Source organism: Streptomyces sp. Je 1-332 (assembly GCF_040730185.1).
Classification (GTDB): Bacteria; Actinomycetota; Actinomycetes; order Streptomycetales; family Streptomycetaceae; genus Streptomyces.
In genome coordinates this window covers 5486002-5498106 of the sequence record NZ_CP160402.1, presented here as the reverse complement: position 1 = coordinate 5498106, position 12105 = coordinate 5486002, and the positions used below count along the sequence as shown (strand labels likewise).

The 12105-nt window shown below is 69.8% G+C and carries 14 protein-coding genes; 4 read left to right on the top strand and 10 right to left on the bottom strand.

The features are described 5' to 3' along the window. Positions 1 to 3: 3 nt before the first annotated feature. On the bottom strand, positions 4 to 669 hold the full coding sequence (locus ABXJ52_RS25035; protein ID WP_367044918.1) for a YdcF family protein: 666 nt from the start codon (positions 667 to 669) through the stop codon (positions 4 to 6). A 14-nt stretch (positions 670 to 683) separates the two neighbouring features. Further along, entirely contained in the window at positions 684 to 1784 is a 1101-nt protein-coding gene (locus tag ABXJ52_RS25030) for a helix-turn-helix domain-containing protein (RefSeq protein ID WP_367044917.1), read from the bottom strand. 357 nt (positions 1785 to 2141) lie between these two features. Here ABXJ52_RS25030 and ABXJ52_RS25025 point away from each other — a divergent pair, with 357 nt between their 5' ends. Together ABXJ52_RS25025 and ABXJ52_RS25020 are read left to right on the top strand one after the other, a co-directional pair. Further along, complete coding sequence (locus ABXJ52_RS25025; protein ID WP_367044916.1) at positions 2142 to 2363, top strand: hypothetical protein; 222 nt, start codon at positions 2142 to 2144, stop codon at positions 2361 to 2363. Between the two features lie 8 nt (positions 2364 to 2371). Then, the gene (locus ABXJ52_RS25020) at positions 2372 to 2773 is read left to right on the top strand and encodes an ATP-binding protein (RefSeq protein ID WP_367044915.1); all 402 of its coding nucleotides are present in this window, start codon (positions 2372 to 2374) and stop codon (positions 2771 to 2773) included. Positions 2774 to 2804: 31 nt separating this feature from the next. On the opposite strand, the gene ABXJ52_RS25015 is transcribed toward ABXJ52_RS25020, so the two are convergent. From ABXJ52_RS25015 to ABXJ52_RS24995, 5 genes are all read right to left on the bottom strand, one after another. Next, positions 2805 to 5105, bottom strand: coding sequence for an MMPL family transporter (locus tag ABXJ52_RS25015; protein ID WP_367044914.1), 2301 nt, complete (start codon positions 5103 to 5105; stop codon positions 2805 to 2807). A 121-nt stretch (positions 5106 to 5226) separates the two neighbouring features. Next, on the bottom strand, positions 5227 to 5496 hold the full coding sequence (locus tag ABXJ52_RS25010) for a hypothetical protein (protein ID WP_367044913.1): 270 nt from the start codon (positions 5494 to 5496) through the stop codon (positions 5227 to 5229). Continuing rightward, positions 5493 to 5825 carry a helix-turn-helix domain-containing protein gene (locus ABXJ52_RS25005; protein ID WP_303261517.1) on the bottom strand — a complete coding sequence of 111 codons (333 nt, stop codon included), beginning with the start codon at positions 5823 to 5825 and terminating at the stop codon, positions 5493 to 5495. Before ABXJ52_RS25005 ends, ABXJ52_RS25010 begins: the two co-directional genes overlap by 4 nt. Before the next feature lie 262 nt (positions 5826 to 6087). Further along, positions 6088 to 6381: a DUF3303 family protein gene (locus ABXJ52_RS25000; RefSeq protein ID WP_367044912.1), complete on the bottom strand. Its 294-nt coding sequence runs from the start codon at positions 6379 to 6381 to the stop codon at positions 6088 to 6090. 32 nt (positions 6382 to 6413) lie between these two features. Next, a complete protein-coding gene (locus ABXJ52_RS24995) occupies positions 6414 to 7064 on the bottom strand; it encodes a LysE family translocator (RefSeq protein WP_367044911.1) in 651 nt (216 codons plus the stop codon). A 173-nt stretch (positions 7065 to 7237) separates the two neighbouring features. On the opposite strand from ABXJ52_RS24995, the gene ABXJ52_RS24990 reads away from it, so the two are divergent. Further along, complete coding sequence (locus tag ABXJ52_RS24990; RefSeq protein WP_367044910.1) at positions 7238 to 9259, top strand: translation factor GTPase family protein; 2022 nt, start codon at positions 7238 to 7240, stop codon at positions 9257 to 9259. Positions 9260 to 9328: 69 nt separating this feature from the next. Here the strand turns inward: ABXJ52_RS24990 and ABXJ52_RS24985 are convergent, their stop codons facing one another. Next, positions 9329 to 10258, bottom strand: coding sequence for a sigma-70 family RNA polymerase sigma factor (locus ABXJ52_RS24985; RefSeq protein ID WP_367044909.1), 930 nt, complete (start codon positions 10256 to 10258; stop codon positions 9329 to 9331). 71 nt (positions 10259 to 10329) lie between these two features. Here ABXJ52_RS24985 and ABXJ52_RS24980 point away from each other — a divergent pair, with 71 nt between their 5' ends. Beyond that, positions 10330 to 10797: a pyridoxamine 5'-phosphate oxidase family protein gene (locus ABXJ52_RS24980; protein WP_367044908.1), complete on the top strand. Its 468-nt coding sequence runs from the start codon at positions 10330 to 10332 to the stop codon at positions 10795 to 10797. A 46-nt stretch (positions 10798 to 10843) separates the two neighbouring features. On the opposite strand, the gene ABXJ52_RS24975 is transcribed toward ABXJ52_RS24980, so the two are convergent. Beyond that, on the bottom strand, positions 10844 to 11968 hold the full coding sequence (locus tag ABXJ52_RS24975; protein WP_367044907.1) for an HAD-IA family hydrolase: 1125 nt from the start codon (positions 11966 to 11968) through the stop codon (positions 10844 to 10846). Further along, positions 11965 to 12087 (bottom strand): hypothetical protein, encoded by a 123-nt coding sequence (locus tag ABXJ52_RS24970; RefSeq protein ID WP_367044906.1) that lies wholly within the window; start codon positions 12085 to 12087, stop codon positions 11965 to 11967. Before ABXJ52_RS24970 ends, ABXJ52_RS24975 begins: the two co-directional genes overlap by 4 nt. Positions 12088 to 12105: the final 18 nt, after the last annotated feature.

Here is a 12105-nt window from a genome sequence, read left to right as displayed (position 1 = left end):
AGGTCACGAGATGAGGCGGCTGGTGAAGCCGTCGCGGATGAGGGACTCGTAGGCGGCATGCACGTCCTCCGGGACCTCCTGCTCGATGGCGAATCCGAGCTTCGGGTATTCGATGACCCGCTGGAGGTCGCCGACGAGCATGTCCAGAACGAGCTTCTCGTCGCCGATGGACTTCAGGTAGTCGTCGAACTCCTGCGGCTCCGACGCACACAGGATCTCGACGTCGGACCACAACTTGCGGGCAGTCGCGAACGATCGCCTCTCCATATAGGGCTTGGAGACCAGCAGCACTCTCTTCGGCCGGATCCCGGCGGCGGCGAGGACCTCACGGGAGAGGGTGATGTTCTGCCCGGTGTTGCCCGCGTTGGGCTCCAGCAGGATCGCCTCGGCGGGAACGCCGAGGTCGATGGCATGCTCGCGGAAGTGGACAGCCTCACCGCGGGGGAAGACCTTGGCGGTGGTGGGGCTGTTGCCCCCGGTGAACACCAGGGTCGGGAAGTGCCCGGAGCGATACAGCTCGGCGGAGTGGGCCGCGACGCCGAGGTCGTGGCTGCCCAGCCCGATCGCCACGTCGACGGGCCGCGGCTCGTGCTGCATCTGGTGGTAGTCCCAGATCAGCTTGGCCTGGCGCCACTGGTCCTCGGTGATGGCCTGCTGGTCGTTGCGCACGCGTTTCTCCCTGGTCACCGTTGCCGGGGGCCCAGCGGCCCCTCACTCATGGCCTTGACGCCCTCGATACTGCGCAGTTGGTGCACGAGTCCGTACTGCGCGGCCATCTCGGCGGCGTGGCCGAGGACGAGGAGTCCATCATCCCGGGTCGCCTTGTCGGAGAGCAGGATGTGACCATCAGCGGTGTCCAGCCGCACGCGTTGCATCGGCGAGTCGGTCGCACCGCTGCTGCGAGCGATGTCGATGAAGTGCAGAGCCTGGGTGAGGTCGCCCGCCCCACGACGGGCGAGGGCGAGTTTCTGGTGGGCCACCGTCCAGTCGTCCGGTTCGGTGAGGTCCTGGAAGTCGCGGGTGGCGGCCTGCATGACGCGGGTCGCATAGTCGTGCTGGCCGTCTTTGCTCAGCGCAGTCCCCACCCACAGCCGGGCCCTCGCACGGTCGCGGCGGGACAGCCGGTCATCGACGGCGAGGGTCTCGTAGTTGCGGGCGGCGGTCTCCAGCTTCCCGGACATCTCCGTGACCACGGCGAGGGACAGGTCGAGCTGGGCGACGCGGCGGGGGATGTCGAGCTGGGCGAAGACCGCGCGGGCGCCGGTGTAGGAGTGCTGGGCAGACAGCGGGCCGAGGACGGCGCCCTGGTCACGCTTGAGGTCGCCGAGCAGGGCAGTGGAACGGGCGAACAGGTACAGGCCTTTCTCATCCAGCTCAGGGGCCTTGAACCGGCCCAGCCACCGCGTCAGGAGGCTGTCGGCGAAGGCGAAGTTCTGCCGGGACAGGGCTACCAGAACGCGGTCCAGATCGTCTGCCCAGGACTCGTACTCCCAAGCCCGGGGTCCGGAGGCGGTGACACGGCGCCGGGCGGCGGTCAGCGGGCTGGTCATCTCCGACAGGAGCGTCTCGAAGCGCAGGTGTACGGCGGCGTCCGCGCGGCCGAGGGCGGTGTCGAGGATGGCCTGGGTGTCGGGTCTGGGCTCGGTGTCGGCGAGCTTGGACTCCCACTTGGAGACGGTCGCGACAGCCAGGCCGAGCTTCTGGGCAAAGGATCTGATGCTCAGGCGCAGGGCGAGACGCAGAGCCCTGGCCTCCAAGCCGGTCCAGTGGTGCACGGTCGCCACGCCTCACTCCCTTCCACGGGTCATCGAAGCAGATGCGTGCAGTCGGCGGGACGAAAGTGGAACGGAAGTAGAACGGCCGGCGATTGGCCGCGATTTAGGACGCGGCCACACTCAGAACGTCACCACTTGTCGAGCCTTTGGACGGTCCTGAGCATGGAACCCCTCACGGAGCACCGCCCGGTCAGCGGCCCGGTCGTCTACGGATTCCTGCGGCTGATGTGAGCATCCCGAGCGCGACAGGACGCGCTGGTCGCCTCGCTCGCCGAGTACTGCCGCACCCACGAGCTGCAACTGTCAGGCGTCTTCACCGACCGCGCCGCCGACGCGGGCCCCGCGTCGGCGGCGTTCACCGGGCTGATGGACGTGCTCGCGCTGCCGGACGTCTACGGCGTCATCGCCCCAGCCATGTCGCACCTGGGGCCGAAGGCCATAGCCCCCGAACGCGCACGCCGGATCGAGACAGCCAGCTCGCGGTTGCTGCTGATCCGCCGCCCCCGCCCCACGCACCCCTCCGTCTCGCCCAGCGGCTTCGTCCGCCGCCGGCCCGGAACCACCCGCGCCCTGAACGCCGAGTCATGAGGACCGAGATGGCCGATTCAACCCAGCGGTTCTTCAAGGCCCGGCCAGGATCAGTCGGCCAGGCACGGACGTTCACCACCGACGCCCTCACCGAGTGGGGCCTACTGGGTCGGGCCGAAGACATCCGGCTCTGCGTTTCCGAGCTCGCCACCAATGCCCTGGTTCACGGCACCGTCGCGGACCGCGGCTTCCTGGTCCGACTCGACGCGGACGAGGAAGTCGTACGCCTGGAAGTGCACGACAGCCGCCGCCAGCATCCCGAGGTACGCCAGGCCGCCCACACGGACACCTCCGGACGCGGGCTGATCCTGGTGAGTGCGCTCGCCGATGGCTGGGGAGTCGAGGACCGCAACCCGTTGGGGAAGATCGTCTGGTCCTGCTTCAAGTACGCAGGACGGACGACACCATGAGCGTCCTGATGGCTCCGCCCGGCGCTACCGATCAAGAGGAGGCCGGGTCGGTACCGTCGCGAGGCCTCACCCGCGACCCCCAGGCTCGTGCGCCCAGCAGGGACATCGCGGCTGGCAGGAGCACCCCGCGCACCACGGTGGCGTCGATGAGGATCGCCAGGGCCATGCCGAGGCCCAGCATCTTGTACTCGATGGCGGACAGGGTCATGAACACGGTGAAGACACCGGTCATGATGAACGCCGCGCTGCTGACGACACCCGCGCTGGCGGCTGTGCCGCCGACGACCGCATCGCGCGGTTCCGCGCCCGCGAGCCACCGTTCCTTGATCCGGCTGAGGATGAAGATGTGGTAGTCCATGCTCAGGCCGAAGAGAATGATGAACATGAACAAGGGAAGCCAACTGACCACGCCTCCATAGGAGCTGAAGCCCAGGAGGGACTCCAGGTGGCCGTCCTGGAAGACCCAGGTGAGCACCCCGCAAGCGGCGCCGATGGACAGCAGGTTGAGCAGGATCGATGCGAGGGGAATGGTCCACGACCGGAAGGCCACCGCGAGCAGCAGGAAGGCCAGACCGAGGATGAAGGCGAAGACGATCGGGGTCCGGTCGTTCACCTGCTCCGTGAAGTCGTGCGGCATGGCGGTCTTTCCCGCGACGCCGTAGTCGACACCCGCCACCTTGCCCAGCGTCGCGGGCAGCGCCTGCTCACGCAGAGTCTCCAACGCCCGGTTCGCGACGGGATCGGTGACGGCGCCCGCCAGCGGCACCCGCACCACCATGGCCGCGCCGACCGGCACGGCCGTGATCGGCTCCCGCAGCGCACCACCACTGGCCGCCGCCTGCTCGTGCAGTGCGTCGATCGCCTTCCGCACGGCTGGGGTGTCGGCCGACGCACCGTCCGCCCGGTCGATGACGACCCGGGCCGAGGTCGCCGCCCCGGGGAACTCCTGCTGCATATCGCTCGCCGCATCCACCGCGGCCGAGACGCCGGGCGGCAGACTCGCGGTCACCGCGGCGTCCTGCAGCCGGATGCCGAGTACCGGCAGTGCCATGACCAGCAAGGCCAGAGCCGCCGTCGCGCCCGCCACGACGGGCCGCCGTACGACCGCACGGGCCACACGGCCCCACAGGCGTGACTCCTTCGCCGCGATCCGGCGCCGGCCGAGCCAGGGGATACGGGCCTTGTCGACGCGGTCCCCAAGGAGGGCGAGCAGCGCTGGAAGGACGGTCACCGAGCTGAGCACGGCCAGACCGACCACCAGGACCGTTCCGACTGTGAGCCCCTTGAACACGTCCACACCGGTGAAGAGCAGCCCGACCATGCAGACCATCACGGTCAGGCCCGAGGCAACGATCGCGTGCCCCGACGTACCTGCCGTGATCCGCAGCGCCTCGCGCACCTCGCGCCCGGCGGCCCGCTCCTCGCGTACCCGGCGCAGATAGAACAGCGAGTAGTCGATGCCGACAGCCATGCCGATCAGCAGGATGATGGAGGAGGCCGCGCTGTTGAACGGCACCCACTGACTGACCAGTTGCAGCAGGCCGAAAGCTCCGGCCACAGTGGTCGCCGCGAGCAGCAGCGGTATCCCCGCGGCGATCAGCGAGCCGAACACGACCAGCAGGATCAGCAGCGTGAGCGGCAGCGAGGTCGTCTCGGCTCGCTTCAGGTCATCCTTGATGCCCTCGTTGGCCGCCTCGGAGAGGCTGCGGTCGCCCGCCTGGGCGAGCCGTACCTCGGGGTGGCGCGCCTTCACCTGTTCCACGGCCTTCACGACCGCCGCGTAGTGCGCATCGAACTCGGCTTCGGGGCCCGGGACTTCAAAGGTGACCAGGCCGGAACGGCCGTCCTGCGACAGCCAGCGCTCGCCATGTGCCGCCAGTGGGGATCCGATGTCGTCGACCGCACCCGGGGTCCGGCTCAGCTCGGCCACCAGATCCTCGGCCGCCTCGCGCAGCGCGGGGTCGTCCGCGAAGCGCGGGCCGTCCGCGGTGCCACGGGGCTGGATCAGGACGTTCTCCCGGATGGAGTCCCCGCTGTGCTGCGCGTTCACGGTCTGCTGCGCCCGGCCCGATTCACCCGGATCCACCGAACGGGCGGCGTCGCCCGTCACGAACGCGCTGGAGAGTACGGCGATCACGACCAGCGCGAGCCAGCCGCCGATCGCCAGGGCACGGTGCCGGGTGGACCAGTCGGCGACGGCGGCGATCACGCCGGGACGGACGCGCCCCTGCTTCGCACCGGATCCGGATGACGCCGGACCTGGCACACCGGCGGCGGATATGTCGTCGGCGCGATCCGTCGGGCGGTGGTCGGACTTGCTTGTGGGCAGCATGAGCTGCTCTCCTCTTCCTGGTGGAGTGTTCCTGCGCAAACTCGCCTGCGGCGAGGTGGTTCGGCTCCCCAGCCCGGGTCGTCGAGTTGCCGCTCGACGACCCGGACCTCCCTGTCCGGGGCTACTCGACGTCCTTCAGGACCCGTTCTATCGAGCCCGTGCGGCTCTGCAGATCTGTGACCTGGCCACCGATCTCAGCCAGCTGCTGCTCGATCCGCTGCTGCCCGTCCACGGCGGATTCGGCGAGCTTTCGGTACTCGCTCTCCCGTGCCAGCTGAGCCTTGGCCCGCCAGCTGATGGCGAACTGCCAGATGACCGTGATGATCACAGCGGTCAGCAGGACGAAGATGCCGATCGTCCCGATGACTTCCTGCCACTCGTGCTCGTTCAACGCGATGGTCCTTTCTCCATGGTCAGCGTCTCCACGGCGCTCTCGACGCACTCCGGTGTCAGGTGAACCGAGAAGGGACTCACCTCGTAGAACTTCATTGCCTTGCCGTCCTCCGACAGCTCCAACTGAGAGCTGACCAGGCCGGCCGCCTCCAGCTTCTTCAGGTGCACCTGCAGCAGCGCCCTGCTGATGTCCAGCTCGCGCGCCAGAAGGCTCACATACTTACGCCCACCCGCAGAGAGGGCCGCGACGACGCGCAGCCGGTGCGGATTGGACAGAGTGGCCATCACCTGCACCAGCTCGTCGCCTGTCGGCGTGGGATCCCTCATGTCAACATCCAGCACATGCCAAGAGATGTTAGCAGGTGCCTAACTGTTAAGTCATGGGCTAAGCGACCAAGTCAGACGGACCGACCCTGCGCCCACCATCCGGACAAAAGGCCGGGTCGGTGACCTGCAGGGAAGATCCCCGCAGGTCACCGACCCGGCCCGTTACTAGGAGACGAAGAAGGCCCCCTTGTCGGCCGTGCACCCTCTGTCAGCCGTGCGCCCGCTGTCAGCCGTGCGCCCGCTGTCAGCCGTGCACCCGCTGTCAGCCCTGCAACGCCGCAAGGCCCTTGCGCAGGTCCTCCGCGTTCATCACCGGGTAGACCTCGATCTCCGCGCCGAGCTCCAGGAAGAACGGCTCGGTGATGGCCGGGATCTCCGAACTGTCCTGCATGTCGAAGACGAAGGTGGCCGTCCGGCCTCCGTCGCAGGGGCCGAAGTACGCCGCCTCCGGCTTGAGCTGTTCCGTCACCGACTGCACGATCTTCGGCAGTGTGCCGTTCTTGATCGCCTCGTTCGAGACCTGTGTGTCAAGACGCGCTCTGAGCATGACTCTCATGGCACTCACTTCCTCCCTTCCAGGGTCCCGCATCAGGCCCGGTCGTGCAGCGCCAGGTTCGCGGCGAAGCCGAGGAACGCCACCCCGCTGAACTGCTCGAGACGGCGCCGGAACGACGGACGGCGGATGCGCTCGCCCAGCGCTGATGCCGCGTAGGTGACGATCCAGTACCAGAGCGCGAGTTCGACCAGGTCGACCGCCGTGAGCAGCAGCGTCGCGCTGAACACGGGGGCGCCCTCCGGGATGAACTGCGGGAGCAGGCTGATGTAGAAGAGCCCGGCCTTGGGGTTGAGCAGGTTCGTGGCGAGCCCGGCGCGGAAGGCCGCCCAGCGGTCCCGGGGAGCGGCCGAATCGGCCCGCGCCTTTTCCTCCCGATCCGGGGCCGGCTCCCGTACCCGGTGGCGGGAGCGCCACAGTGCCGTCCCCCCCAGCCACGCCAGGTACAGAGCGCCCCCGATGCGCAGGGCGTCGTACGCGAAACGGGACGCCGTGAGGACTGCCGTCAGGCCGATGGCCGTCGCCACGCCCCAGGCCAGACAGCCGGTGAGGATGCCCAGCGCGGCGGCGAGACCGCCGTCCCTGCCGTGCGCCATGGAGGTGCGCAGGACCAGAAGTGTGTCCAGGCCCGGCGTGATGTTGATGATCGCGGCGACGCCCGCGAACGCGAGTACGGCGGTGAGCATGGCGGGAGGCTAGTGGCCCGCCGCTGTGTCGCGCCTCCCGATAAATCGGTTGCCGCCGCACGTCGCCCCTGTTGCACTTGCCGTACACCCGAGCCGTCAAGGAGACGCAATGCGCCGTTTGTTCATGTCCAGCCAGAAGGGAATCGCCACCGACCCAGAGGACATGACACTCAGTGCATACGTCGAGCACGTGCAACACCCTGAACTTGGGCATCCTGGCGCATGTTGACGCCGGTAAGACCAGCCTGACCGAACGGCTTCTGCACGCCGCCGGTGTCATCGACGAGATCGGTCGCGTCGACGCGGGCAGCACCCAGACCGATTCGCTGGCCCTGGAGCGGCAGCGCGGCATCACGATCAAGTCCGCCGTCGTCTCCTTCGCCGTCGACGACGTCACCGTGAACCTCATCGACACCCCCGGGCACCCGGACTTCATCGCCGAGGTGGAACGGGTGCTGAGCGTGCTCGACGGCGCCGTGCTCGTCGTCTCCGCGGTCGAAGGCGTCCAGGCGCAGACCCGTGTGCTCATGCGGACGCTGCGGCGCCTCCGCATTCCCACGCTCGTCTTCGTGAACAAGATCGACCGGCGCGGCGCGCGCCACGAGGACCTTCTGCGGGACATCTCGGAGCGGCTCGTCCCGGACATCGTGCCCATGGGGACGCCGCGCGGCCTCGGCGGACGCGACGGGGCCTTCGTGCCCTTCGAGGACGGCGACCCCTCCTTCACCGCCCGCCTCGTCGACGTACTCGCCGCGCACGACGACGAGCTGCTCGCCGCCTACGTCGACGACGCGACGGAGCTCCCCTACGGGCGGCTCCGCGCCGAACTCGGCACGCAGACCGAGCAGGCCCTCGTGCACCCGGTGTACTTCGGCTCGGCCGCCACCGGCGCGGGCGTCACCGAACTCGTCGCGGGCATCCGGGAGTTGCTCCCCTCCGCTGACGGATCGCTGCGGGCCGACGACCCGGTCTCCGGCACCGTCTTCAAGGTCGAGCGCGGGGACGCCGGGGAGAAGATCGCGTACGTACGGATGTTCGCGGGGACGATCCGCACCCGGGACCGGCTGCCGTTCGGCGGCGGGCGAGAGGGCAAGGTCACCGCGGTGAGCGTCTTCGACCGCGGGGCCGCCGTCTCGCGCGAGGGTGTCTCCGCCGGCCGGATCGGGAAGCTGTGGGGGCTCGGGGACATCCGGATCGGCGACGTCGTCGGCGTGCCACACGCGAAGAGAGGCGGGGAGGGGCAGCACTTCTTCTCGCCGCCCACTCTGGAGACCGTCGTCGTCCCCGCCCGCCCCGGGGACAAGGGCGCGCTGCATCTCGCGCTCGCCCAGCTCGCCGAGCAGGACCCGCTGATCAACCTGCGGCAGGACGATCTCCGTCAGGAGGTGTACGTGTCGCTGTACGGCGAGGTCCAGAAGGAGGTCATCCAGGCGACGCTCCTCGACGAGTACGGCATCGACGTGGCCTTCCGCGAGACCACGACCATCTGCGTGGAACGCGTGAGCGGCAGCGGCTCCGCCTTCGAGATCATCGACAAGGACGACAACCCCTTCCTGGCCACCGTCGGCCTGCGCGTCGATCCCGGGCTGCCGGGCTCCGGCGTGGAGTTCCGCCTGGAGGTCGAGCTCGGTTCGATGCCGTACGCGTTCTTCCGTGCCGTCGAGGAGAGCGTGCGCGAGGCCCTGCACCAGGGGGTCCACGGGTGGGAGGTCGACGACTGCACCGTCACCATGACGCACTCCGGGTACTGGCCCCGGCAGAGCCACGCGCACGCCACCTTCGACAAGAGCATGTCCAGCACGGCCGGTGACTTCCGGCAGCTGACACCGCTGGTCCTCCTGAGCGCGCTGCGGCGGGCGGGCACCGAGGTGCACGAGCCGCTGCACCGCTTCCGGCTCAGTGTCCCGGACGACGTGTTCGGGCAGCTCCTGCCCGCGCTCTCACGGCTGCGGGCCATCCCGCACACCCAGACGGCGCGCGGCGCCTCGTACGTGGTCGAGGGCGAGATCCCGGCGGCCCGCGTCCACGAGCTGGAGCAGCTGCTGCCCTCGCTGACGCGTGGCGAGGGCGAGCTGGAGTCGGCCTTCGAGCGGTACCAGCCGGTCCGGGGCGAGGCCCCGGAGCGACCGCGGACCGACCGCAACCCGCTCTGCCGCAAGGAGTACCTGCGGGAGGTGGCCGGTGTCCGGCGCTAGTGCGAGGGGCGTTGGAGCGACAGGGCGTTGGAGCGACGGGGCGCTAGAGGGAGGGGGCCTTGGTACGGGTCAGCGCCGGAACGCGGGCAGCCCGAGGGCGCGCACGCGGGCGGGGTCGACGAGGATGTTGAGTTCGACGATCCTGCCGCCGGCGATCGTGAACTCCATGACCGAGACGACCTCGCCGTCCGGCACTCCGACCATGCCGAAGCGGCCGTTGACGAGCGCGATCTCGGTGGTCGGCGCCGCCTGCCTGAACATCGCCGCCTGCCCGGCCACCACCGAAGCGCCCCGTACCAACTTCGAGAGGCCGGAAGCGAGTTCGCCGGTGTCCGCACGCAACACCACGCCCGGGTCGAGCAGTTCGAGCAGCGCGTCGAAGTCGCCGCCCCGCGCGGCCGCGAGGAAGGCTCCGACGACCTCGCGCTGTCGTACGGGGTCGTTGTCGGGGGTGGGCGCCGAGTCCTGCACCCTGCGGCGGGCCCGGCTCGCCAGCTGCCGGGTCGCGGCCGGGGTGCGCTCCACGATCGGGGCGATCTCGTCGAAGGGCATGGCGAACATGTCGTGCAGCACGAAGGCGAGACGTTCGGCCGGTGCCAGCGTCTCCAGGACGACGAGCAGCGCGAGGCCCACCGAGTCGGCGAGCAGCACCTCCTGCTCGGGGTCGACCACGTCCCCCCAACTCACCACCGGGTCCGGCACATGGGTGTCCATCGACACCGAGAGGGACTCCTCGCGCCGCGACTGCCGCGTACGCAGCATGTCGAGGCAGATCCGGCCGACGACCGTCGTCAGCCAGCCCCCCAGGTTCGCCACCTCGTCGCTGTCGGAGCGGCTGAGCCGGATCCAGGACTCCTGGACCGCGTCCTCGGATTCGCTGAGCGAACCGAGCATGCGATAGGCGACTGCCTTCAGATGCGGCCGATGCTCCTCGAAGCGGGCCGCCAGCGCCTCGTCACGCTCGGCGCTCCGGTCCACCGCTGCCTTGTTCTGATCCATCTGTCACATTCCCTCGTCGCGGTACGTCGTACAAGTGACGCACCCTGCAGCGCACTTGGAGGCACACAGTAATGAACACGCAGACGCCGGGGCCCCGCACTCCCGAGCGGCGCAAGCAGGACGCGCTGCACCGCCTCGCCCACGACATCGACGCCTGGGTGGCCACGGCCGACGCGGAGAGCGGTGCCCCCTACCTCATCCCGCTGTCCTTCCTCTGGGACGGCGAGAGCCTGCTGGTGGCCACCCCGGACGCGAGCGTCACCGGACGCAACCTCCGGGCGACCGGCAGGGCGCGGGTCGGTCTCGGGCCGACCCGCGACGTCGTCCTCATCGAGGGGGCCGTACGGGCCCTGGGGGAGGGCGAGTTGTCCCCCGAGGACCGGGACGCCTTCGCCGAGAAGACGGGCTTCGACCCCAGCAGACTCACCGCCGTCTACACCTACTTCCGCATCACCCCCCAGCGGCTCCAGGCCTGGCGCGAGGCCGACGAGCTGGAGGGCCGGGAGCTGATGCTGGGCGGGCGGTGGACGGTGCGCTAGTCCGGCGGTGCGGAGGGCGGTGCACTAGTCCAGCGACGCGGGGGGCTCAGCTCCGGCCGAGCACCGGGGCCAGTGCCTCCCTCAGGTCACCGGGTCCCGTGTAGTGCAGCCCGGTCATGCCGAGCGCGACGGCCGCGTCCACGTTCTCCTTGCGGTCGTCCACGAACAGGCAGCGCTCGGCGGGAACCCCCGTACGCTCCACGGCGATCTCGTAGATCCGGCGGTCGGGCTTGACGATGCCGACGTCGGCGCTGCTGACCACGGTGTGCGCGAGGTCGGCGATGCCGAGTTCGGCCAGGTCCTGGTCGAGCCAGGGGGTCGCGTTCGTCACGAGCGCCACGTGCAGGTGCGCGCGGGCCCGCCGCAGCAGGTCAACCACCGTGGCGTCGGCGGAGAAACCGGCCTCGGCGAGCGCGGCGCCCAGGGCGTGCCCGCGCTCGTAAGGCACCCGGTCCGCGAGGCCGTGCGCGATGGCCTCCACCCACTCCTTCTTGCCGATGTGCCCGAGCATCAGCGGCAGATCGGTCTCGGGCGTGAAGGCGAACTCGGCGGTGCTGCCGTGGGGCAGACCGGCGGCGCGCTCCATCTCCTCCACCCGTGTCATGTCGTAGAAGCGGATCACGCCGTCGAGATCGCAGAGCACGGCGTCGAACGGCAGCGGCGGCAGCGGCGGCAACTGCGGCAGCTGCCAGCCGAAGCGCAGTTTCTCCTTGGCCTCGGCGCCGATCCGGCCGTAGAAGCGGATGGCGCCCTCGTTCCACGCGGGCGTCTGCCACTGCACCTCGGTGAGGCCAAGGGCACGGGCCTCGGCCGCCACCGCGTCCATCAGCAGCTCGCCGAGGCCGAGACCCCGGTGGCCGTCACGCAGGAAGAGGCAGTCCATGTGGAGGTACTCGGCGCCGTCCCAGGTGGAGATCTCCGGCACACACGTCGCGTAACCGACGACCTCGCCACCACCGGGCAACTCGGCCACCAGACAGCGCAGCCGCGGGTCGGGCACCCCGAAGAGCAGTTCGCCCAGGCGCCGGTCGAGCCCGGGGGCGGGCGGGGCGCCTTTCTCGTACGCGGCGTGCTCGGCGACGAGCTCGACGACGCGGGGCAGGTCGGCGGGCCGGGCACGTCGGACGCGGGCGTCGCCGGTCCGGACGGGGGGTGCTTCGTCGTACGTCATCGCGGGGCCTTGCGGGCGCCCAAGGGCCGTGCGGTGCGGGCGTGATGGCCGTCGGCGAGCGCGAGCAGCCGCTCGCCGCCGACGGCCGACGGAAGGTGATCCAGCTCGGTCATGTCCATGAGCCCATGATGCAGATG